We start from the raw sequence: 22,408 nt of genomic DNA, 5'->3' as shown, positions 1-22,408 counted from the left end.
GCCAATACATCCAAAAGCGAACTTGGGTGATAAGGCTTATTACAGATAAAAAGAAAGTGGCACCTAAGGTGCCACTTCTTACGAAAAAAATAAAGCGCTTGAATAGGATTAAGGCTTAAGCTTTCAAAAGTTTTGCAATATGCGCTTTTAAAACATCAATCGCGATGCGATTTTTACCGCCACGAGGCACAATAATATCTGCGTGTTGCTTAGATGGCTCGATAAACTGCATGAACATAGGTCGTACTGTTTCTTGGTACTGTTTTAAAACAGACTCCATGGTGCGGCCTCGCTCTTCTACATCACGTCTCACACGGCGCAGCAAACAAATATCTAGCGGTGTATCCATAAACACAGTCGCGTGCATAAGTTCACGTAAACGAGGATCAGTAAGAAGAAGGATTCCCTCAAGGATGATGACTTTTTTCGGTGTCATCAAGGTCGTATTTTCAGTGCGCGTATGCTCAGCATAGCTGTATTCTGGCACTTCAACTGCGTCACCTTGGGTCAGCGTTTTTAAATGCTCACACAATAAGTCATGGTCTAATGCGTTCGGGTGGTCGTAGTTGGTTTTAACACGCTCTTCCATGCTCAGGTGACCCTGATCGTTGTAATAGCAATCTTCCGTAATTACACCAATTTGATGATCGCCTACTTTCTCACGAAGTTCATTATAGATAGTACTAGCGATTAAACTTTTTCCAGAAGCCGATGCGCCAGCAATACCGACGATGACGCATTGATTATTATCAGACATTATTCTTGCACCCGATGAATTGAATTGGTGTCGTGTTCTAATACTTAAACTGGACAACATATGCCCATAAAGTGTTAGTGTGTAATATATAAACCGCCTGATTATAGGGAGTTCGCCTTTGACATGCTAGTGAGGATTTCATCCAAATCACTAATTAGAAGCAATAACGGTAACGCAAACGATTACCGCATATACCTCAAATTGAGTAATATCCTAAAAGCCATAGCAAGCATTAGCACAAACTCATCCCTAACTAGGCGAAACATTATTCAAGCATTGTAAACTGAATTGACTGTGGCTTTTCTTTTCCATGCCAATACATTCTTGCACACACCGACTCTGCTAACTGAATATAGTCAGCAGCTTGTTCTGAATCTGGTCTTGCGACAACGCTTGGACAGCCATTATCCGTGTCTTCTCTTAACGAAATATGTAAAGGGATTTGAGCAAGCAAATCGAGACCAAACTCGCTAGCCATTTTTTGCGCACCTCCAACACCAAAAATGGCTTCTTTACCCCCGCAATGGCTGCAAATGTGATAACTCATATTCTCAACCAGCCCAATCACTGGTACCTGCACTTTTTCAAACATGCCCGCACCTTTGCGCGCATCTGCAAGCGCAAGATCTTGTGGTGTAGTGATAATCACTGCCCCTGTTACTGGCACCTGCTGAGCAAGGGTTAATTGAATATCACCTGTACCTGGCGGCATATCAACCACAAGGTAGTCGAGCTCTGGCCACTGGGTTTCATTGAGCAGTTGAGCGAGAGCTTTCGAAGCCATTGGACCACGCCAAATTGCCGCTTCATCTTTTGACACCAAATAGCCTATGGAGTGGGTATAAATACCGTGCGCCAAAATAGGCTGCATCCATTTATCATCTTTAACTTGAGGAGAAGCGCCCTGTTGTCCAATCATAAGAGGTACGGAAGGACCATAAATATCCGCATCCAACAAACCAACTTTTACACCGGATTTGGCGATCGCTAGCGCAAGATTGACGGCGGTAGTTGACTTGCCGACCCCACCCTTTGCTGAAGTGACGGCAATAATATTTTTAACACCGCTGACTTCATGGCTGACATGAGTTTGCAAAGCCTTTGGCTGCACAATTATTTCATACTCAACTGGGGCAGTTTGTCCATTGCGATGTTGCGACTCTATCCAGCTCGATAAGCTTTCAACTAGAGACGATGCCGCAAAAGGGATAGATACAGTGAGCTTAGTCGCTGTGACCGAAACCATACCCGGCACACTAGCCCATTCTTGAGTAAGACTTGGATGCTCAAACTGATTAAGCCAACGACAAAATTCTTCTTTGTTCGACAATTGACGCATAGGTCCTCCTTATGCCTCTAATCCTAGCATTGCTCTTTAATGGACTGAACCCTGAAAAAACTAAGGTATTCGAGCAGATGATACCTTGGAGTCGTAATGTGGATAAGGTAGTATTAGGGTCAATTTTTTATATCTATCAGAATAAGCGAATATTAAGTATGGCAAACGATCAAAGAAACCTTGATCCAAGGAAACTGCTGGTAACTTGTGCCCTTCCGTATGCTAATGGTTCGATCCACTTAGGTCATATGCTTGAACACATTCAGGCTGATATCTGGGTTCGCTACCAACGCCTACGTGGTAACACGGTAAACTTCATTTGTGCTGACGATGCCCACGGCACGCCAATTATGCTAAAAGCACAACAGATGGGAATCACACCAGAAGAGATGATCGCTGCCGTCAGTGAAGAACACCAAAAAGACTTCGCTGGTTTCGATATTAGCTTTGATAACTACCACAGCACTCATTCTGAAGAAAACCAGCAGCTCGCATCACATATTTATTTGGAACTGAAGAAAAATGGGTTCATCTCTAGCCGTACGATTTCTCAGCTATTTGACCCAGAAAAAGAAATGTTCCTACCTGATCGTTTTGTTAAAGGTACTTGCCCTAAGTGTAAATCTGACGATCAGTACGGCGATAACTGTGACAGCTGCGGCGCAACTTATAGCACCACTGAACTGATTGACCCTAAATCAGCGGTCTCTGGCGCAACGCCAGTGATGAAAGACTCTGAGCACTTCTTCTTTGATTTGCCACAGTTTGAAAGCATGCTCCAAGAATGGACTCGCTCAGGTTCACTGCAAGCCGAAACAGCCAATAAGATGCAAGAATGGTTTGAGTCAGGCCTACAACAATGGGATATCTCTCGCGATGCCCCTTATTTTGGTTTTGAAATTCCAGGCGAAAAAGACAAATTCTTTTATGTTTGGCTCGACGCACCTATCGGCTACATGGGTTCATTTAAGAACCTGTGCGATAAGCGCAGTGATTTAGACTTTGACGAATACTGGAAGAAAGACAGCACAACCGAGCTTTACCACTTCATTGGTAAAGACATCGTTTATTTCCACTCTCTATTCTGGCCTGCCATGCTCGAAGGCAGTGGTTTCCGTAAACCAAATAATGTGTTTGTTCACGGCTACGTCACTGTTAACGGTGCCAAAATGTCTAAATCGAAAGGCACATTTGTTAAAGCCAGCACTTACCTTGATCACCTCGATCCTGAGTGCCTGCGTTACTACTATGCAGCCAAACTCAACAGCCGTATCGATGACCTAGACCTTAACCTTGAGGACTTTACTCAACGTGTTAACGCTGATGTAGTAAATAAAATTGTTAACCTTGCGTCGCGCAATGCTGGTTTTATCACTAAACGCTTCGAGGGTAAGCTTTCTGATGAGTTTGCCGAGCCAGAATTGTATCAAGAGTTTGTTGCCGCAGCCGATCGCATAGCTGAGCTTTACGAAACTCGTGAATTTGGCCGTGCAATACGTGAAGTAACTGCACTGGCTGATAAAGCCAACCAGTATGTTGACGAAAAAGCACCTTGGGTTGTGGCGAAAGAGGAAGGCAAAGATCAACTGCTACAAGATATTTGTTCTGTTGGTATCAACCTGTTCCGCGTGCTGATGACTTACCTCAAGCCTGTTATGCCTGCTTTAGCCGCACGTACAGAAGCTTTCCTAAATGAAGAGCTAACGTGGGAAGGAATAGCCAAACCATTAACAGGTCATGAAATCACCAAATTCAAGGCTCTGTTTAATCGTATCGATCCGAAAAAGGTTGAGGCTATGATTGAAGCATCAAAACAAGATGCTGCTGCAGAAATGGCAGCCAAGGAAAAAGCTGAAGCCGCTAAGAATCAAGCAAGCCAAACCGAATTGGATAAAGACCCAATTGCAGAAGAAATAGATTTTGATGCTTTTGCCGCTGTTGATATGCGTATTGCTCGTATTATCTCTTGCGAAGAGGTACCAAAAGCGAACAAGCTACTGAAGTTTCAGCTTGATATCGGTGGCGAGACTCGTCAGGTTTTCTCCGGCATTAAGTCGGCATACAAGCCAGAAGAACTTGAAGGTAAGTTGACCGTCATGGTTGCAAACCTTAAGCCTCGTAAGATGAAGTTTGGTATGTCAGAAGGTATGATTTTGGCTGCTGGCCCAGGTGGAAGCGATCTTTGGATTCTAGAACCTCATGAAGGTGCTCAACCTGGTATGCGCGTCATGTAATAGCGCTGTATAGCATTGCTTTAAAGCCCTGCCCTAAGTAGCAGGGCTTTTTTGTAGGTCGTGTCACCACATTGGTGAAGATTTGCACCGAAAACAAGCAATGCACTATCCCTACATATATTAAAATACTGAAATATAATAAATAATTATCTGGCATTAAAGCTGCTCCCATACATCAGTACTCGCTAGCAATAAGGAGCAGCTTGTGTTCGCACTCATTTCTATTTTGTTATCATTGTGTGTCTTGATCGCTCTATTTCAGGTGTCTCAACACCGGCAATCAGTACAACAGAGAAAATTGGACATTCTTATCTTACTCAGGCAGATACTGCTACTTTGCAGAAAGCATCGCTCGTTAACTCATCAAGCCATTACCTTGCCAACCTCAAGCACCCAACATCACACCTTAAAAGATCTAGACCATCAACTAATCCAAATATCCAATCAATTAATCACGGTTGCCCATTTTGATAACAAACCTATTTATCGTATTTTCCAGCAAAGTCTTAATAAATTGCGTCATGACTGGCAGGAGTGCTCACCAGCACGTAATCAAATTATCCATGGGAAAGCCATACGCCACTGCATGTTTTTAATGGATGACATTGTGATTGCTTGGCTCGCTGAATCTGGCCGAGATGAGTTAACTGAAGAGTACCATATGAACTGGCAGATAATACTTGATGGTATGGAAATACTGACTCAACTTAGAATTGCGATTGAACATATTCATCAACCCAAAGGGCTGCAATGTGTACAAGGCTACTGCGAAAAAATGAAGCGAAAGCTCAATCAACTATCGCTAATCTGCCCTATCTCTCTTGCGTCACCTCATAGCACTCAATGTGTTAATGAGCTGATACAAGTTATTGAAAATAAGACCAACGGGATAGAAACAGAACACTTATACCAACTGACAACAGATTTATCTTTGGTTTTGTCACAGGTATATGATCAAGTTTTATCAGACATCACGCAAAATTTATATTTGCCTCTACCAGAGTTGACATTGAACTGATAAAAAGCCCTATTCACAAGAGTAGGGCTTTAACTACAATATTAGTCTTGAAGCATCTTACGCGCGGCCTCAACAACCACTTTAATTGAACGAGCTTCCGTCTCTTTCAGGGTTGAGTGATCGGGGATTTCTTTTTGAGAGCGGTTGATGATCACTCCCGCGACACAGCCTGCTTTAAGGCCAAAGCTTGCACACATTGTCAGTAGAGTCGCTGATTCCATCTCAAAATTCAGAACACCCATATCTTGCCATTCTTTCATTGAACCTTGAAAACGTCTCACTACGCGGCCAGAGAAAGTATCATAGCGCTCTTGTCCAGGGTAGAAAGTATCACTAGATGCAGTCACACCCATGTGAACTTTTGCACCAGACTCTTCAACCGCAGCTTTCATTGCTGTTGCAACCTCAAAGTCAGCCACCGCTGGAAATTCCATTGGAGCAAAGTGCAAGCTAGCGCCATCTAGGCGAACTGAAGCTGTGGATACAATCATGTCTCCCACTTTCACATGTGGTTGGATTGCACCAGTAGTACCGACACGTAAGAAAGTATTGATGCCAAGTTGAGCCAACTCTTCAACCGCGATAGAGGTTGAAGGACCACCAATACCAGTTGAGCAGACAATAACTGGGTTGCCGTCAAGCTCAGCACGATAAAGCGTGTACTCACGGTGACTAGCCAAAAAAACAGGATTATCCATTTGTTCAGCAATTTTTTGAACGCGAGCAGGATCACCTGGGATAATTGCCAGCTTGGCATCAGCAAGATCGTCTTGAGTGACTCCTAAATGGAATACAGCTTGAGACATAAAATAGCTCCTTTTATAACGAAATAGGTGGCGTTGCCTATCTTTTCGTCTTATTCATTTGGTTGGGTACGGAGCATAATGTATCCAACTGAGCTGATTTTAATGGTGACTTGAGTCACAAATAATTGACAACTCATTAGACTTATTGCAAATAAAATCGTTTTGCATCACATTTTATGGTCTTATTAATGCCTAGATTACATAAAAAAGCCTGAGAAGATCTCTCAGGCTTGGTTGCGTAACTAAACACTTATGCTTGTGGCTTAAACTTAAGCAGCCTGAGTGCATTGAGGGTCACGATCGCTGTTGCTCCACTATCAGCGAGAACAGCCACCCAAAGCCCAGTTATACCAAGCAAACTAGTGACAAGAAAGATCCCCTTGAGCCCCAGCGCAAGAGCAATGTTCTGACGTATATTGCTAAGCGTAGCGCGAGACAACTCAATCATACTGGCCAACTCTACCAAACGATTGTGCGTGATAGCGGCGTCCGCAGTCTCAAGTGCCACATCTGTTCCTCCACCCATAGCAATACCAATACTGGATGCTTTCATCGCAGGTGCATCGTTGATGCCATCACCAACCATGGCTACATTTGCTGTTGATGACAAACTCTCAACATAAGTCACTTTATCTTGTGGTAGCAATCCTGCTTTATAGTCGATATCTATCAGTGAGCTAATGGCCTTTGCACTGCGAGCATTGTCTCCAGTCAGCATAATTGCATTAACGCCAAGATTCTTAAGCGCTCGAACGGCATTCGCCGAGTCTTCTCTCAGGGTATCTTGCCAAGCAATGAGGCCAATAACTTTATTATCTCCTTGAATCGCAACCACCACCGTTTTGCCCTGCTGTTCTAACTTACGCACATCCTCGGCGACATCACTCGACAATACAAAACCAATCTTGCTTGGTGCGATTGCCTGATATTCAACTCCATCAACCAAACCTCGCACACCAAGACCTATTAGCGCTTGTTTGTCATCTGCCTCGGGGATCTCGATGCCAGATAGTTTGGCTTTATTCACCAGCGACATAGCAAGTGGATGGCTAGAACCAACTTCAATGGCAGCAATATTGCGCAGAAGCTCTGCCCCTTCAACATTACCTATGGCAATAATATCTGTGACTTCAGGTTTCCCCTTTGTCAGAGTACCCGTTTTATCAAAAGCAACGGTTTCTATTTTTCCCAACTGTTCAAGCGCTGCGCCGCCTTTGATTAGAGCACCTCGTTTAGCGCCAGCCGCAAGCCCAGATGTAATGGCTGCAGGTGTGGAGATCACCAAAGCACATGGACAAGCGATAAGCAGTAAAGCGAGTCCTCGATAGACCCAGGTTTCCCATGGCTGAGCAAAAAATAGCGGCGGTACAAGAATGACAACTAGAGATACCAACATCATTAAAGGTGTATACCAACGGCTAAACTTATCGAGAAAGCGCTCTAGTGGTGCTTTGCGCGATTCTGCTTCCTCAATAAGATGCAAGATTCGATCAATGGCGTTTTCCCCTTGCTTAGAGGTGATCACAAAGCGCACCACTTTATCAACCACTACTGCGCCTGCCATCACTGAATCATTTTCAACACGTTCAACTGGTATCGATTCACCGGTTAATGCACTTTCATCAAAACTGGCGGTTTGTCCTATCAGTTTTCCATCTGCGGGAAGTCTAGCCCCTGGTGAAACTTCAATAATGTCGCCAGGTTGTAATTCACTCGCAGAAACTTCAACACGCTCATCATTGATTATTTTTGTCGCAGTTTCAGGCACTAGCTCCATCAATGACTGGACACCACTTCGCGCTCGAGAAGCAGCAAATGCTTCTAAACGTTCACCGATCATGAACAGCAAGAGTACCATGGCAGCTTCCGCTGTTTCACCTAGATAGAGAGCACCTATAGCAGCAACACTCATTAGCGTTTCTATCGCAAATGGAGTCCCTGATTTAGCCAACTGGAGTGCTTTCTTGCTAATTGGGTATAAGCCTGCCAAACAGGTTAAAGTAAACATCCATTCACTGAATACAGGAGATATAGGTTTAAGAAGTGCAGCGATAGCCATAGATAGTGCAATCGCAATAATCGAAGAGTTTTGTTTAACTAAGGCTTTCCAGCCTGATTTAGTTTGTGGCTTTGTTGAAGTTAAGTCGCTACTACAACGAAAGCCTGCATCCCGAATGGCTTGTCCAACATTATCAGCAGTACTTTTGTTATCTAGCTCTACTACAAGTTTTTCTGTGGCAAATAAAACTTTGGCGTCCATGACACCAGCAACTTTATTAACCGCTGTTTCAATTTTTTTTGCGCATGACGGACAGTCCATGCCCGTAATTTTCCAACTGTGAGTACTACCTTTTGCAAAACTTATGGGGTCGCTTTCCTCATCAGAAGACTCAGCACTACTTGAACAGTTATTAGAACCGCAGCATCCAGAATCAGACTCTCTGATCCCTTCCATTTGTATATTAGTCATTTTAGGGTTCGAGCAAGAGGCTTCATGGCTAGGGTTGAAGGTCACTTTAGTTGAACGACATGCTTGATGTTTAGTGCACATAATATTCTCTCCACTTAATGTACACTGTAATCATAAACCTTGGAGTCCACTCCAAGGTCAACTATTTTTTTCGTTTGATAACAAACTTTCTTTCTGGCTAGCTACTTCATCAATTAAAACCGCATCATGGGTACAAAAGGGCTGTGAGTTAATACTTGTAATCGAGGGATCCTCTTCTTCCAATTCTAATGTGTCACTTTGGATCAAGTCACTGATGTGTTTACGCAATACAATAAGCGCCAACACACCAAATACTATCGACCCAACGGCTTGCCCATAGAGAACACCAAGGGCGCCAAACCAAACAGAACCAAGGTATACAAAAGGTAAAGTTCCTAATGTCGCTTTACCTAGATTTAATGCTGTTGAGTAAAACGGTTTACCAAGATTATTGAATGATGTGTTGGCCACAAACTGAGCGCCATTAAACACAAAACTAAACGCCACATAAGTACAAAAAGCAGAAACAATAATGGCGGCATCACCTTGTAAACTAAATCCTGTAATCACAAGGGATTGAACAAAATAGAGAAGAGTACAAACCACCAATGTATAAACTGTAGTGACAATTAAAGAGTTGATTAACGTATCCCTAACTCGATCCAGCCGCTCGGCGCCAAAGTTTTGCCCAATAATTGGACCAACGGCTCCTGATAACGCAAATATGACAGCAAAGCAAACAGGAATAAGGCGCCCTATCACAGCATAGCCAGCAACAAAATCTTCTCCATACTTTGCAATTGATGTGGTTACGATCGCGTTGCCAATGGGTGTCGCAATATTGGTAATAATCGCAGGAATAGATATGGTTAATATCGCTTTGAGGCTATTTTTACACGCTGACAGCGAGGGTAAGGCAACCAAGTCATGATTACGAATAAGAGGGTAAAGCGAGAAGAAGAATACGGTAAATCGAGCAAAAACTGTCGCAACAGCGGCACCTTCAACATTCCAACCAAAGCCAAAAATAAAAATTGGGTCCAACACTGCATTGGTGATACCTCCCGCAAGTGTTGCCCACATAGATCGCTTGGCATCTCCCGCAGCCCTAAGTCCAGCACCTGCAGACATAGCGATGGCAATAAGAGGACCGCTTGGGAGCAGTATTTGTAGATAAGCTTGTGCGCGCTCCGCCACATATCCCTTAGCACTAATGGCAGCAAGAAGTTCGGGAATGAACACATACATCAAAGTACTCACAACACAGCTGATAAGAAAGGCGGTAAGCATAATGGTGCTGCTTAGCCTTCTAGCATGATCACGCTGCTTGGCACCAATCGCTTTGGAAACCAAAGCACCCATGGCTATTGAAGTACCAATCGAAATAGATGTAGAGAAAAAGACTAACGTACCAGCGAATCCTACCGCAGCGGCTAACTCAACCTGACCCAACATACTAATGAAGAGCATATCAAGTAAATCAACCACAAATAATGCCATGAGGCCAACAGATCCTGCCCCTGACATCACCAAGATATGGCGCATGGTCGAGCCTTCAACAAACTTCGCGCTCTGATTCTCCATGTTAAGCCTCAACTCCATTTTACCCAACAAAAAAGAGGCGCTCAACAGCGCCTCTTTTTGCTATTTACTTTTATTACTATACCGGATGTTTAAAGCAATCGTCTAGATTCTTAGCAACCGCACGCAATACATCACGACGAGTAATAATTCCAACCAACTTACCACTATCAATAACTGGATATACCTTAGGCTTTCCAGATTTCATCATATCGGCTAACTCGATTATCGATGTATCAGGCCCAACAGAAAGCACTTGTGAGTGCATACAATCGGAAACAATATGTGTGTCTTGGCAGTAGTAACTGACTTTAACTAGCTTGTCGAGCAAATCATGGCCTGAGAGAAATCCTATCACTTCTTCTCTTTCATTAATCACCGGTCCACCAAGATAGCTCGACTTCAACATTTTTTCCAATGCCGCACTCAATGACATTTCAGGGGTAAATTTCACCGCCTGTAACGTCATATAATCTTTCACTTTCAATGATTCCATTTGCGTCTCCTTAGCGTGCAAATCTCATTTTCTATAGTGTAATTGTTGTCTAATTTCTTGATTTTACTAAATTGAAATCAACAATTTTTCCAATAGTTCAGGCCTATCACGCAAAAGAGCCCTCCAAATTTTATGAAAATGTAAGGTAACTTTACTGACTTTGAAACTTATTCGCTCTGAGGTGCACTCCTAGTCCTTTTAGAAGTTTCGACTTCAAATCCAAGCCAGAATCAGCCTTCGATTTAAACTCCAAATCCTTCCAACGGCCAGTGTGCGCTTCCCACCAAGGCGCCGTTTGTTGCTCTAAATATTTTTCTAAACAATCTTGTGCTCGCTTAAACTTATCCTCATTGTCTTGGTCTTGCTTAAACGCACTCATCGCAACAAAAAAGTCGTCCTTTTGCTTTTCTAGTTTTTCTTGTTCTGATTGCGGAGCTCGGTCAACAAGCTCTTTGAAGAAAAATTTCACTTCCTCTTTCATTGGATGTTGTTGGTTTGAGCCAAGTTTTGTAAACATCTTCTTGTACTCAGCTTTGTTGTCTGTGAAAAACTGCTTCCATTCTGCATTATTGGTGTTTAATTTAGCATCACGATATAAACGATTGAAACGTACCATGGTAAAGGTCAAATCATCACTGGCAATTTTTTCGCTTACTACCGTCGTTTTACTCTTATTGACGCCAACATTAGCCCCTGAGTGAACACCTGCTGCTACCGTACCAGAGCCTCCCACATTAACATTCGCTGATAAGGTCTTGGTGGTACGAGAAAACTGTTTGCGCCAGCCCTTCTCACCTTTGTAGTCTTCAGCTTTGCTGTAATCGGGCTTAAATGAGCGGCTAGTGTATGAAAATGAAACCCCACCACCAATATCAGGAGCGATATCAAGATCTCCCGGTAACTCAATTCCCTGTTCAGCTATCGCTTGCTGTAGTGTGGCTACATTAATCAAACCTTGGAGTGAGCTGGCTACTGAGCCTGTAAACACCACATCGATATAGCGACCTTCACGAACTCTACTAGGGTGGATACGCTGACGCTCAACGATATCCAACTTACCTGTAATAGGACCAGCATTGATAGAGAAGCTCGAGCGAGTGTCTGCAACCTGCAAATAAATTTCTTGCTCAAAAGTTGCAATCTTGTCCAAACGTGACTTTGAATACTCAATTGACGGATTTTGCACCAACACACCCGTTTGACCAATCAAGTTTGATAACTCTTGCTCTCTCTTAGGATTAATCCCAGAAACAAGGTGTTTGTTTGGCATGATTGTACTAGCAAAAAGTGCATGAGATGCTGAAGCAAACTGTAAAAACTGATGCCGACCAATTGCTCCCCAACGATTTTCAATTTCATGCTTTTGGCTTCTTAGCTCTTTTAACTCTGATTTTTTAGCACTGCCGGATGACTTAAAGTAATCGTATTTTTGTACCACCTCACAGTACTCATTCATGTCCCTTTTTAGTAGATTCAGTCCACCTATTGCAGCCTTGGGATCGTTATCATTATTACTCATCAATATTTGTCTAGCGTGATGGGTAAAGTTATCCGGCAACTCTTTAAGCCTATCTTTGTTTTTAAGAACAATATCAGCAAGCTGATTGGGTACAAATTCGTAAATATCCGTGGTGCTTTTCGAGCGATTGGCGCCAAACCCACCGCCAAAGTTGACATCCAGACTACCAACATTGAAAGTGGTGCCAGCATTAACAGATAGCCCAACATCTCCCGCTTTAGTGGTATAGAAACCTGTCAGTGGTTTCGTCCTCTCTGGGGCGGGAGCATTAACACTTGCATTGATCTTTAAAGCAGATTTTAGTAGTTGATTAAGCCGATGCTGACTATTGGCCGCAAGTTGTTTTTGTTTCTTCAGTGCTTTCGTTTTTTTGGCATCAGGGCCATTTTGCGCAATATAGTCTTTTGAATTGTTCCACTCTTTAAAGTAAGTAAGGCTACCCTGAGCTCCAGCCTTGGCTTGGGCCTTCAATCCAACATTATCCGACAAGCTCGCCTGCACACCAGCTTTCAGCCCAGAACTTAAGCTTTGGCTAATTTCCTCAAATACGAGACCTTCATCATCAGCATTGAAACGTGTCTCTGTTGATATGCCTAGTGAAACATCCGCAAAAGGCCCCACCTTAGCGTCTGTACCTGGCACTGCCAACAAGCTTGCGCCTGCATTAACACCAGCAATGTATGTTGTGGCTTTCCCAGCACCCGGTTTTCCTAGCGCAAGATACTCACCTAACTGCTTAGCTTGTAGTTTTTCATGTTTCATTTGCATCCAATCACATTTAGTGTGCTGGGCAAGAATAGTAGATAACTCTTTCAGCTCACCTTTTGGTAACTGCTTGCTCAACTTCTTAAATACGACATGGATTTGCTTGGTATCTTGATAAGATAAATGACCGTTTGGACCCTGATACTCTTTTAGTACAGGCTCTAATCCAGTTTCCAACACATGGATAGCTTTAAGATCATGCTTGTTATTTTTGTTCAGTTTTTCTATGAGCTTAGAATGGATGATTTTGACATCATCAACGATGACTCTACGTTCTGGCGTTCCGCCTTTATCTTTACCTGAACTGCTCAATTTCACTTCGGGCGGTGGCGGGGTTATTGCAGCAGGCGCACTATTTGAGCGAGCTAGGCGAATTCGCTTACTCGGCTTGCTCTCTTGTAAATCAGAACTCGCCACTTGATGAAGATTCTTTGAACTTTTGCTAGAGAATGAGAAACCCCTTAGTTGGGTCACTTTTTTAATTCTTTTTCCTACTTCCTGGCATTCATTCTTTGACTTCAACGCATTGGAAGAATTGGTACTCTCACTTCTATTTAGGTTATAAGCTGCGCTTGTTCTCATGGTAATACAACCCTCTTTTTTCAGGTTACAAAACACTCACTAGTCAAAAATAAAAACTTCTTATATCAATGCAATAGTCAAGTGCCGTGAAATGACATGCCATTCATACAACCACATAATGAATAAAAATGCACTTCGGCATGTTAACAAGCCGTTTCAAATGCTAATTCGAGCTGTATTTCATAAATTTTCCGGGATTTTCACATACAAAAAAACAAACTATTTGATAATACTGTATATAAAAAGCCTATTTTTGGTTAAACAAAACAACATAGAATAAATCATAATTATCAATAGGGGTACTTATTGTTGGCTTCTTGAAATGAAACAATTAATTTCACTTGTCAAAAAAATATTTACGGGGAAGTGATTAGGACAAGGGCTTTAAAAATAGTTAACATAATATAAGTTCATGTTATTCATTTATAAAGGTGAAGGAAATGTCACTGAGGATGTTGAGAGATAATAGCACCAAGTTAGCCGCTACGTTTTCTTTCTGCTACTAAGTTTACAAACAAAGACTAGAAACCACTATCTACTAAGGACAATTTGCCTTAGCATCACGAGCTGCCAGCCAACTACTAAACAGAGAGACACAAAAAGGGACACAGTAGGTTAGAAGGGCTTTAACCCAGTTGACCCCACTATCTCCCACAAACGCATCGTATTGGTTAATAAGATTGAGCAGTGTACCCACCACTATTGCTATCATTACAGCCCGTTTAGCCATCTGTTTGTTGATACAAACTCCTTTGATAAAAGTAGGTTACCAACGGGCTCTAAGGGTTTGCCTTCCAACGCTGCGCAGCGAGTTGGTCGGAATTACGCGATTCAATCCACCGAGTTGCTCCATCTATACGTTCCTTTTTCCAGAAAGGAGCCTTGGTTTTAAGATAGTCCATTATAAATTCACAAGCTTCAAATGCTGCACTTCGGTGAGCGCTTGCTACTCCAACAAACACTATTTGGTCACCAACCTCGAGATCGCCCACACGGTGAATCACTCGGACACCAGATAGCGACCACCTTTGAATTGCTTGGTCGCAAATCTCCACCAAAGCTTTTTCCGTCATCCCTGGGTAATGCTCCAAAGACAAGCCTGTCACACTGTCACCAAGGTTCATATCTCTAACCTTACCCACAAATGTAACAACAGCACCGGCTGTGCTGTTGTCGGCTAACTTTTGATACTCAGAACCTACAGAGAAATCTTCAATTTGCACAGAGATGCTGTTCACCGGATTTATCCCCCTGTCACTGGTGGGAAAAAAGCCACCTCATCACCATCAACGAGGGGGTGATCCAAAGACACAATAGATTGATTCACAGCCGCAAGAAGTTTGCTAGAGTCTAAAGCCAAGTCCCATTTCCCTTTTCGGCTAGCAAGGCTCGAGCGCAAAGCTTCTACTGTGTCAAAACAGGGTTCAATGTCTAACTTTTCTACACCCACTAGTTCTCTAGTTTGGGCAAAAAACAAAACCTTAATCATACACTAGCCTTATAATGCCCAGACTTTCCGCCTATTTTTTCCAGTAAACGAACCTGTTCAATGACAATGTCTTTCTGTACCGCTTTACACATGTCATAGATGGTCAACGCGGCAACCGAAGCCGCCGTTAAAGCTTCCATTTCAACACCTGTTTTGCCCGCTAATTTACATACTGACTCAATGCGCACTTTACTCTCTGATGGAATAGCTTCAATTTGCACCTCCACTTTAGATAATAACAGTGGATGACACAAAGGGATCAAGTCCCAAGTTCGCTTAGCCGCTTGAATTCCTGCAATACGAGCGGTTGCCAGAACATCTCCCTTATGGTGCTGTCCAGAGGTTATCAGTTCAATCGTTTCTGGTAACATTTGCACTAGAGCCTCTGCACGAGCCTCTCTCACCGTTGATACCTTCTCTGATACATCCACCATATTGGCTTCACCTGAAGCATTAATGTGAGTTAACTGACTCATAAGGCTCCTCACCCGCCAATGTGTGGCATAAAATTACATGGACGGTGTGTGGCATCTAACTGAGGCTCAATGATCTTGGTCCACCCAGTGCGGCAAGCTCCCGTTGAGCCTGGCATTGCAAAAATAACCGTATTGTTAGCAAACCCACCTACAGCGCGTGACTGAATCGTTGAGGTGCCAATTTCCTCATAAGACACATGGCGAAATAACTCACCGAAACCTTCAACCTGTTTATCGAACAGTGGGATCAATGCTTCAGGAGTACTGTCTCGCGACGTAAAACCTGTTCCCCCAGTAACCATCACAACTTGTACTTTAGGGTCTGCAATCCACTGTGAAACAATGGCTCGAATTTTGTACTTATCGTCAATAACGATCTGTTTATCTATGATATTGTGTCCTGCTTGAGTAGCACTTTCGACAAGGTAAAATCCCGATGTGTCATTATCTTCTGTACGTGTATCCGATACTGTCAAAACAACAATATTGGCGGGTTGAAAACTATTTTCTGCATGCCCCATTTGTTCACCTACTTTAGTTAAATTTTTGTCGTACTGCCTAAACTTGGCATTTAATGAAATTAAAACTGGTAAAGTCTTACTTTTAGCCACCGATAGACGCGAGATGAGGCGTCATACCGGGATTACCTTCGTGAAGAAAGTGACTCACCGCTTTGGTTTGTAATTGACCTTGAATACGCTCAATTAACGCTTGCTCTTGAGAGTCTTGCTGCAATAAATCGCGCAATTCAATACCTTGCTCTCCAAACAAGCATAAATGAAGTTTCCCTTTTGCTGATACTCTCAAACGATTGCAACTCACGCAGAAGTCTCGTTCATACGGCATAATCAAACCGACTTCCCCCACATAATCAGGGTGATAGTAGACCTGAGCTGGACCATCGTTGGATTGCCTTTGTTTTAGCAACCAACCATCAGCCATGAGCTGATTGCGAATCGACACACCTGACACGTGCTGACTTTGAAATAACTGATCCATTTCACCAGTTTGCATCAGTTCAATAAAACGTAACTGAATTGGTCTGTCTTTGATCCAACACAAGAAATCCGGCAACGATCGAGAGTTCCACTCTTTAAGTAAAACCACATTCACTTTCACTTGCTCAAAACCAACTTCGAACGCTCGATCTATCCCTGACATCACTTCAAAATACTTATTCTCACCAGTGATCTGGTGGAACATTCGAGGGTCTAAGCTATCCACGCTAACATTAATATGGGTTAGCCCAGCATCTTTCCAACTATGGATCTGCTTTTTCATTCGGTAACCATTAGTCGTCATCGCAACTTTGGTTATTCCGTGAGTTTGTGCCACAGTGTGAATTATTTCAGCAAAGTCTTTACGTAAACTGGGCTCTCCTCCAGTGATCCTCACTTTGGAGGTGCCGCAGTCAGCAAAAGCACGAGCTACACGCTGGATCTCGGGAAGCGTTAAGAAAGAATTACTTCTCCCTGACGGTTTGTAACCATCAGGAAGGCAATACTGACACTTGAAATTACAAACATCAGTGACCGATAGGCGCAAATAGTAAAATTTGCGCTGAAACTTATCTTCAAATTGTTGCGCCATTGAACACCTTTCCAAATACGGGAGGCATAGCCATTTCTAGTTATGCCCTGGTGACACCATGTCACGGCTTAGCGCGCATATTCTTGAAGAACTTAGCCCGATAAGCTCGGAGTTATGGCAACTGTTTAGTCTTAGCGACAAAAACAGCAGCTGACAGTAAAATACTCAATATCTGTTGGCGTTACCACCCCGAAAAAGCGAAAAACGCAACCCAGCAGTAAAAACCATGGCATTGAGTACTTGGGACGAATCAATTACTCTAAATTGTAGATGAATATGAAAAAATAAGAACATATTGAATGAATTTGTATAAACAAAAACACGTGGTCGCAATTGGAGGCGGTCACGGCTTGGGGCGTATGCTCTCTGCTCTTAAAGACTTTGGAGAAAATGCGACTGGTATCGTCGCCACTACAGATAATGGAGGTTCAACGGGCCGAATTCGCCACTGTCAAGGCGGGATAGCTTGGGGAGATACACGCAATTGCATCAACCAGCTTATTACTTCTCCTTCGATTAGCTCTATGATGTTTGAGTATCGCTTCAAAGGCTCTGGTGAACTAGACGGGCACAATCTAGGCAACTTAATGTTAACCGCTTTGGATAACCTTTCTGTCCGTCCTTTAGATGCGATTAATCTGATCCGAAATATGCTCAAGGTCGATATAAATATTATTCCCATGACAGAACATCCTTGTGATCTCAAAGCCCTCGCAGAAAATGGTCATTGGGTTACCGGAGAAACGAGTGTCGATGAAATGCCCGACAAGCTAGTTCGTTTAGAACTCTCTCCAGAAGTTCCCGCAACCAGCGAAGGTGTGTTCGCTATCGAACAAGCCGATGTAATTATTCTCGGACCTGGAAGCTTTTTGACCAGTATCATGCCACCTTTGCTTTTACCTGAAATAGGTCGAGCAATAGAAAATAATTCAAACGCAAAGCTTGTGTTTATTGAGAACCTATCACCTGAAAATGGTCCTGCAGGGAAAACAAGCTTAAAAGAGAAACTCGAATGGTGTGAGAGATCTTGTCGAGGACGAAAAATCGATATCGTAGTCGGGGAAGAGGAACACCTTGAGCTCAAAGGATGGCGATGTCTAACTACACCTCTCGCGTCACCAAACCGAGAGTGGCGACACGATAGAGATAAGCTGCAATCCGTGATTGAATCGCTACTTAGCGACTAATGCTTGATAACGCTGCTGCGTTTGAGTCAGCAGCGTTATCATTGCTTTCTGCGTTTCGACCACATCGATCAGTTCACCTAGTTTAGCTTTAGCATCAATTTCTATGGCAAACGCACACAAGGATTCAGCCCCAAAGCTTGCAGCACTGCTTTTTAATGCGTGGCAAATCTCTTTCAGATAGGCTTCTTGATCTCGCCCTTCATCTTGTAAAGCTTCGAGGTACTGATTCATTTCATTGATGAATATATCAAGTAATATGGGGACATTGCTGGCACCAATTTCGCTCGACAGTTGATCGAGCTTATGTTTATTAAGTAGTTCCATTTGCTTACTGAGTTTCCTTTGCTGCATTCCAGTTTTGAAGCTTACGATAAATCGTCGATGGACTGACATCCAAATAGCCTGCCGCTTTCGGAATGTTTCCATCACATGCATCGATAGCTTGTTCTATGGCCTTTTTCTCTGTCATCCAAAGCGGGAATATATCATTGACCGTAAAACCGCCTTTGTCTTCCCAATCAACCCTAATGTGGTTATCTGTCGGTACATTCAATGGAGGAGGTAACATATCTAACGAAATATGTTCACCATTATTAAGCACAACAACATTCCGTAACACGTTTTGCAATTGACGTACATTACCAGGCCATTCGTATTGCGCAAAGCGATTAACAACTTCAGGTGTTAACCTCACAAAATCTTTACCTTCCTCTTTAGACATAAAGCCGAGCAAGGAGTACGCGATTTCTATCACGTCGTCACCACGATCCCTCAATGGAGGTAAATGCAGTGGGATTACGTATAGTCGATAATACAAATCCTCTCTAAACCGCCCTTCTTGAACCTCTTTCCATGGATCCCGGTTAGTTGCACAAACAAAACGCACATCCACACTCTTCATTTTTGAGGAGCCTACTTTCTGAAACGTACCTGTCTGAATAAAGCGCAGGAGTTTAGTTTGTAGATCCAGATCCATCTCACAAAGCTCATCGAGAAATAATGTTCCACCGTCAGCAAGCTCTGCTGCGCCTTGCCTATCGGTTGCTGCTCCAGTGAAAGCACCTTTGACATGTCCAAACAACTCACTTTCGATTAGATCTTTAGGAATTGCAGCACAGTTAATTGCAATAAAGGGCTTGTCCCCACGCTTACTCGCAGCATGAATCGCTTCAGCGCAGACCTCTTTACCTGTTCCACTCTCACCCGTAATAAAAATACTGGCTTTACTTGAGGCTGCAGAATCTATAGTTCGATACACCGCCTGCATTGTCTGGCTACTACCAATAAAGCCCTGGTAATTTTGGTTTCCAGGATTATTGGCCGCATTCCTTAGCTTACTCGCTTTGCGAATAGCATTATTAACGGTTACGCGAAGCCTGTCAGCCTCACAAGGCTTGATCAAAAAGTCCTGAGCACCATGGCGCATGGCTTCCACTGCAGTATCTATTGAGCCATGAGCAGTCATGAAAATAACCGGAATATCGGCATTCTTCTGCTTAACCGCATGTAAAACATTCATCCCCGTCATGTCCGGGAGTCTCAAATCGAGTAAGATGAGATCAGGAGTACGAAAGCTGATGCTTTCAATCGCGTCTCGACCCGTACCGACAATGTTAATATCGATACCAAGAGGCGAGAGGTAAGAACGATATAGTGCTGCTACTGAAGCAGTATCTTCTACCATCAACAAATATTTGGACTTTTGCGTATCAGTATTTTGATGCATAACTCAGCCAGACTCTTCTTTGCAAATTGTATAAATAATTGCATTGCGCTTTGCATTATGCAAATTTAATGCGTAAAAAATATGTAAAACCCAATAATATCGGGACTTATAAGTTGGCATGGTTAATGCTGTAGTACTTATGACCCTATGGGTCACCTAGCCAACTGACGTTGTTAGTGAACAAAGTATTCACAAAAATAGCCAATAGACGATTACTACTGGCTTTTTTTTGCCTGCAAAAAAACAAGCTCAAAATCCTTTATAAACTCAACAAAGCTCAAACGGTAAAACAGCTGATCACGCTCTGTTATATTAACTGTTGGTAATGAACTGCTTGCGGAGTGTTTCTATTTCATCACGTTTTTGCGCTGCAAATTCAAATTCCAAATCCTGAGCATGTTGATACATCTGTGCTTCTAGTTTTGCAATCTCTTTTTCGATTTCCTGTGGAGTCATAGCCTTATATGACTGTGACGGTTCTGCCACCTTAGATAATGGAACAGGTTTAGCTGCACGCTGTTTTTTACTCTTGGTAATATCACCAAGCTCCATAATATCTTTAACATTGCGCTTAAGTGCCTGAGGTTCGATACCCATTTGATCATTATAAGCTTGCTGTTTTTCTCTACGGCGATTCGTTTCGTCAATTGCTTTACGCATAGACTTGGTGACACTGTCAGCATAGAGAATCGCTTTACCGCGAATATTACGCGCTGCTCTTCCTATAGTCTGAATGAGGGAACGCTCAGATCGTAAAAAACCCTCTTTATCTGCATCTAAAATCGCCACTAAAGACACTTCTGGCATATCTAAGCCTTCTCTAAGTAAGTTAATGCCCACCAAGACATCAAACTCACCTAAACGCAAATCTCTAATGATCTCTACTCTTTCAACCGTATCTATATCCGAATGTAGATAGCGAACCTTTACATCGTGCTCGGTCAAGTACTCTGTTAAGTCTTCAGCCATGCGTTTAGTTAATGTGGTCACTAAGACTCTTTCATCTTTCGCAGCTCGGACCCGGATCTCAGACAGTAAGTCATCAACTTGGGTAGCCACTGGCCTTACTTCTAGTTCAGGATCTAACAACCCAGTGGGTCGAACGACTTGATCAGCGATTTCACCATCCGATTTTTCTAACTCATAGTTACCTGGGGTTGCTGAAACAAATATGGTCTGCGGAGCCAAAGACTCAAACTCTTCAAACTTTAGAGGACGATTATCCAAAGCAGAAGGCAACCGGAAGCCAAATTCTACCAAAGTTTCTTTACGCGACCTATCCCCTTTGAACATGGCTCCTATCTGCGGAACCGTCACATGAGATTCATCAATAACCAGTAGCCCATCGTGTGGCAAATAATCAAATAAAGTTGGTGGCGGCTCTCCCTCATTACGACCACTAAGATATCGGGAATAATTTTCGATTCCAGAGCAAAAACCCAACTCCATCATCATCTCAACATCAAATTGGGTCCGCTGGGAGATACGCTGCTCTTCAAGCAACTTATTATTGTCGAGTAAGTATTTTTTTCTATGTTCCAGCTCAACTTTTATATTTTCGATAGCCTCTAGGATTTTATCCCTAGGTGTCACATAGTGAGTTTTGGGATAAATCGTAAAGCGTGGAAGATCGCGTTGTTTTACTGCACCTGTCAAAGGATCAAAAACGCTAATACAATCAATTTCATCATCAAACATCTCAATACGAACTGCATCTTGATCAGACTCTGCTGGAAACACATCAATAACTTCACCACGCACCCGAAACTGTCCACGCTCAAATGCTACGTCGTTACGGCTGTATTGCAGCTCCGCCAGGCGGCGCAAGATATCACGTTGATCCATGATGTCACCACGACGCACATGCAGCATCATCTGCAAATAAGATTGAGGGTCTCCGAGACCGTAGATTGCTGAGACAGAAGCAACGATAATCGCATCTTTTCGTTCAAGTAACGCCTTTGTGGCTGATAAACGCATTTGCTCAATATGGGCATTAACGGACGCATCTTTCTCAATAAACGTGTCCGTTGTGGGCACATAAGCTTCTGGCTGATAGTAATCATAGTAAGAGACGAAATACTCAACGGCATTATTTGGAAAAAATGCTTTCATCTCACCATATAACTGCGCTGCTAACGTTTTATTCGGGGCAAGTAAAATTGCTGGACGTTGAGCTTTAGCAATCACATTGGCCAAGGTAAAAGTTTTCCCTGATCCCGTCACACCCAAAAGGGTTTGGTGTGCAAGGCCCGAATCTAAACCATCAAAAAGCTGCGCTATCGCAGCAGGCTGATCGCCTGACGGTTGGTAATCCGAGATCAACTCAAAAACTTTACTCATATATCCCTC

At 43.0% G+C, this 22,408-nt stretch carries 19 protein-coding genes and 1 riboswitch; of the genes, 3 read left to right on the top strand and 16 right to left on the bottom strand.

Translation table 11 applies throughout. From position 1 onward, the window contains the following. Positions 1-115: 115 nt before the first annotated feature. Positions 116-757: a uridine kinase gene (gene udk, locus AAFM34_RS05080; RefSeq protein WP_152429993.1), complete on the bottom strand. Its 642-nt coding sequence runs from the start codon at positions 755-757 to the stop codon at positions 116-118. A 265-nt stretch (positions 758-1,022) separates the two neighbouring features. After that, a complete protein-coding gene (gene apbC, locus AAFM34_RS05075) occupies positions 1,023-2,096 on the bottom strand; it encodes an iron-sulfur cluster carrier protein ApbC (RefSeq protein ID WP_341660634.1) in 1,074 nt (357 codons plus the stop codon). A gap of 158 nt (positions 2,097-2,254) precedes the next feature. Here apbC and metG point away from each other — a divergent pair, with 158 nt between their 5' ends. Both metG and AAFM34_RS05065 read left to right on the top strand, forming a co-directional pair. Beyond that, on the top strand, positions 2,255-4,330 hold the full coding sequence (gene metG, locus AAFM34_RS05070) for a methionine--tRNA ligase (protein WP_341660676.1): 2,076 nt from the start codon (positions 2,255-2,257) through the stop codon (positions 4,328-4,330). Between the two features lie 205 nt (positions 4,331-4,535). Next, positions 4,536-5,348 carry a hypothetical protein gene (locus AAFM34_RS05065; protein ID WP_341660631.1) on the top strand — a complete coding sequence of 271 codons (813 nt, stop codon included), beginning with the start codon at positions 4,536-4,538 and terminating at the stop codon, positions 5,346-5,348. Positions 5,349-5,389: 41 nt separating this feature from the next. Here the strand turns inward: AAFM34_RS05065 and udp are convergent, their stop codons facing one another. The 11 genes from udp to moaA form a co-directional block, all read right to left on the bottom strand. Beyond that, positions 5,390-6,154 carry a uridine phosphorylase gene (udp, locus tag AAFM34_RS05060; protein WP_341660629.1) on the bottom strand — a complete coding sequence of 255 codons (765 nt, stop codon included), beginning with the start codon at positions 6,152-6,154 and terminating at the stop codon, positions 5,390-5,392. 250 nt (positions 6,155-6,404) lie between these two features. After that, complete coding sequence (locus AAFM34_RS05055; RefSeq protein WP_341660627.1) at positions 6,405-8,705, bottom strand: zinc/cadmium/mercury/lead-transporting ATPase; 2,301 nt, start codon at positions 8,703-8,705, stop codon at positions 6,405-6,407. 57 nt (positions 8,706-8,762) lie between these two features. Beyond that, positions 8,763-10,229 carry an MATE family efflux transporter gene (locus AAFM34_RS05050; RefSeq protein ID WP_341660625.1) on the bottom strand — a complete coding sequence of 489 codons (1,467 nt, stop codon included), beginning with the start codon at positions 10,227-10,229 and terminating at the stop codon, positions 8,763-8,765. 76 nt (positions 10,230-10,305) lie between these two features. Then, on the bottom strand, positions 10,306-10,722 hold the full coding sequence (locus AAFM34_RS05045) for a CBS domain-containing protein (protein WP_341660622.1): 417 nt from the start codon (positions 10,720-10,722) through the stop codon (positions 10,306-10,308). Between the two features lie 151 nt (positions 10,723-10,873). Continuing rightward, on the bottom strand, positions 10,874-13,423 hold the full coding sequence (locus tag AAFM34_RS05040) for a hypothetical protein (RefSeq protein WP_341660620.1): 2,550 nt from the start codon (positions 13,421-13,423) through the stop codon (positions 10,874-10,876). 703 nt (positions 13,424-14,126) lie between these two features. After that, positions 14,127-14,300, bottom strand: a complete 174-nt coding sequence (gene nrtS, locus AAFM34_RS05035) for a nitrate/nitrite transporter NrtS (protein ID WP_371833251.1) — start codon at positions 14,298-14,300, stop codon at positions 14,127-14,129. 67 nt (positions 14,301-14,367) lie between these two features. Further along, entirely contained in the window at positions 14,368-14,826 is a 459-nt protein-coding gene (moaE, locus tag AAFM34_RS05030) for a molybdopterin synthase catalytic subunit MoaE (protein WP_341660618.1), read from the bottom strand. Positions 14,827-14,831: 5 nt separating this feature from the next. Beyond that, positions 14,832-15,077, bottom strand: coding sequence for a molybdopterin synthase sulfur carrier subunit (gene moaD, locus AAFM34_RS05025; protein WP_341660616.1), 246 nt, complete (start codon positions 15,075-15,077; stop codon positions 14,832-14,834). After that, positions 15,074-15,553 carry a cyclic pyranopterin monophosphate synthase MoaC gene (gene moaC, locus AAFM34_RS05020; RefSeq protein ID WP_341660614.1) on the bottom strand — a complete coding sequence of 160 codons (480 nt, stop codon included), beginning with the start codon at positions 15,551-15,553 and terminating at the stop codon, positions 15,074-15,076. Before moaC ends, moaD begins: the two co-directional genes overlap by 4 nt. Before the next feature lie 8 nt (positions 15,554-15,561). Then, on the bottom strand, positions 15,562-16,074 hold the full coding sequence (gene moaB, locus AAFM34_RS05015) for a molybdenum cofactor biosynthesis protein B (RefSeq protein ID WP_341660612.1): 513 nt from the start codon (positions 16,072-16,074) through the stop codon (positions 15,562-15,564). 82 nt (positions 16,075-16,156) lie between these two features. Then, positions 16,157-17,143 carry a GTP 3',8-cyclase MoaA gene (gene moaA / locus AAFM34_RS05010; RefSeq protein ID WP_341660609.1) on the bottom strand — a complete coding sequence of 329 codons (987 nt, stop codon included), beginning with the start codon at positions 17,141-17,143 and terminating at the stop codon, positions 16,157-16,159. Next, positions 17,132-17,267, bottom strand: a riboswitch (molybdenum cofactor riboswitch). (Overlaps the previous gene by 12 nt.) Before the next feature lie 175 nt (positions 17,268-17,442). Here moaA and yvcK point away from each other — a divergent pair. Next, positions 17,443-18,330 (top strand): uridine diphosphate-N-acetylglucosamine-binding protein YvcK, encoded by an 888-nt coding sequence (gene yvcK / locus AAFM34_RS05005; RefSeq protein WP_341660607.1) that lies wholly within the window; start codon positions 17,443-17,445, stop codon positions 18,328-18,330. Here yvcK and luxU read toward each other — a convergent pair. The 3 genes from luxU to uvrB all read right to left on the bottom strand — a co-directional run bounded on the left by luxU (position 18,316) and on the right by uvrB (position 22,399). Beyond that, entirely contained in the window at positions 18,316-18,654 is a 339-nt protein-coding gene (luxU, locus tag AAFM34_RS05000) for a quorum-sensing phosphorelay protein LuxU (RefSeq protein WP_341660605.1), read from the bottom strand. The genes yvcK and luxU overlap by 15 nt on opposite strands. A gap of 4 nt (positions 18,655-18,658) precedes the next feature. Further along, positions 18,659-20,056 carry a quorum-sensing sigma-54 dependent transcriptional regulator LuxO gene (gene luxO, locus AAFM34_RS04995; protein ID WP_341660602.1) on the bottom strand — a complete coding sequence of 466 codons (1,398 nt, stop codon included), beginning with the start codon at positions 20,054-20,056 and terminating at the stop codon, positions 18,659-18,661. Positions 20,057-20,368: 312 nt separating this feature from the next. After that, positions 20,369-22,399 carry an excinuclease ABC subunit UvrB gene (uvrB, locus tag AAFM34_RS04990; protein WP_341660600.1) on the bottom strand — a complete coding sequence of 677 codons (2,031 nt, stop codon included), beginning with the start codon at positions 22,397-22,399 and terminating at the stop codon, positions 20,369-20,371. Between the last annotated feature and the right edge of the window lie 9 nt (positions 22,400-22,408).

Source organism: Vibrio sp. (genome assembly GCF_038138445.1).
Classification (GTDB): domain Bacteria; phylum Pseudomonadota; class Gammaproteobacteria; order Enterobacterales; family Vibrionaceae; genus Vibrio.
Note: the sequence above shows the minus strand (reverse complement) of the source record. Positions and strands in the feature narration are given on the sequence as shown.

Bases quoted from the DNA above. Each gene is read 5' to 3' on its own strand.
- AAFM34_RS05055 (WP_341660627.1), bottom strand. From the start codon at position 8,705: ATGTGCACTAAACATCAAGCATGTCGTTCAACTAAAGTGACCTTCAAC.
- moaA (WP_341660609.1), bottom strand. From the start codon at position 17,143: ATGGCGCAACAATTTGAAGATAAGTTTCAGCGCAAATTTTACTATTTG.
- uvrB (WP_341660600.1), bottom strand. From the start codon at position 22,399: ATGAGTAAAGTTTTTGAGTTGATCTCGGATTACCAACCGTCAGGCGAT.
- luxO (WP_341660602.1), bottom strand. From the start codon at position 20,056: ATGCATCAAAATACTGATACGCAAAAGTCCAAATATTTGTTGATGGTA.
- udp (WP_341660629.1), bottom strand. From the start codon at position 6,154: ATGTCTCAAGCTGTATTCCATTTAGGAGTCACTCAAGACGATCTTGCT.
- yvcK (WP_341660607.1), top strand. From the start codon at position 17,443: ATGAATTTGTATAAACAAAAACACGTGGTCGCAATTGGAGGCGGTCAC.
- AAFM34_RS05045 (WP_341660622.1), bottom strand. From the start codon at position 10,722: ATGGAATCATTGAAAGTGAAAGATTATATGACGTTACAGGCGGTGAAA.
- AAFM34_RS05050 (WP_341660625.1), bottom strand. From the start codon at position 10,229: ATGGAGAATCAGAGCGCGAAGTTTGTTGAAGGCTCGACCATGCGCCAT.
- metG (WP_341660676.1), top strand. From the start codon at position 2,255: ATGGCAAACGATCAAAGAAACCTTGATCCAAGGAAACTGCTGGTAACT.
- udk (WP_152429993.1), bottom strand. From the start codon at position 757: ATGTCTGATAATAATCAATGCGTCATCGTCGGTATTGCTGGCGCATCG.
- apbC (WP_341660634.1), bottom strand. From the start codon at position 2,096: ATGCGTCAATTGTCGAACAAAGAAGAATTTTGTCGTTGGCTTAATCAG.
- moaC (WP_341660614.1), bottom strand. From the start codon at position 15,553: ATGAGTCAGTTAACTCACATTAATGCTTCAGGTGAAGCCAATATGGTG.
- nrtS (WP_371833251.1), bottom strand. From the start codon at position 14,300: ATGATAGCAATAGTGGTGGGTACACTGCTCAATCTTATTAACCAATAC.
- moaB (WP_341660612.1), bottom strand. From the start codon at position 16,074: ATGGGGCATGCAGAAAATAGTTTTCAACCCGCCAATATTGTTGTTTTG.
- luxU (WP_341660605.1), bottom strand. From the start codon at position 18,654: ATGGAACTACTTAATAAACATAAGCTCGATCAACTGTCGAGCGAAATT.
- moaD (WP_341660616.1), bottom strand. From the start codon at position 15,077: ATGATTAAGGTTTTGTTTTTTGCCCAAACTAGAGAACTAGTGGGTGTA.